At 46.2% G+C, this 470-nt stretch carries 1 protein-coding gene; it reads right to left on the minus strand.

Annotated elements, in window-relative coordinates:
- The coding region (locus J3L16_RS16555; protein WP_207614058.1) for an AMP-binding protein at positions 1–470 on the minus strand (470 nt) is incomplete at both ends.

A 470-nucleotide genomic window follows, 5' to 3' on the forward strand; every position in this document is an offset into this window, starting at 1 on the left:
TCTGCTGTCGTTAAGACCACCTTGGCTGCACTGTCTATCAGTTGAAACTGTATGCGCTGAGCCGGCTGCTTACTGTCTAACGGTAAGTACATTCCACCTGATTTTAATACCGCTAATATCCCAACCACAAAGTCACAACTACGCTCTGCAAGCATACCTACACAGTCGCCATGACTAACCCCATGAGCTTGTAACTGCCCTGCTAACGCAGTTGAACGTGCATCTAAGGCTTCATAACTTAGACTATTGTCACCATCAGTAACGGCAATTGCATTGCCATGACGCTCAACACTGTTTTGGAATAGAGACAAGACATTATCATGTGAGAAATCAACTCCTTTACCTTGGCTTTCACTGTGCACTGGCAATGACAACTGAGCTAACGGGACATCCGGTGACGCTAATACTTGCTCAGTCAACGCAACAAACAATTGCGCGATTTGCGCTACCGTCGAAGCTTCAAACAAGCT

It is taken from the genome of Alteromonas sp. 5E99-2, assembly GCF_017368475.1.
In the GTDB taxonomy this organism is placed as follows: domain Bacteria; phylum Pseudomonadota; class Gammaproteobacteria; order Enterobacterales; family Alteromonadaceae; genus Alteromonas_F.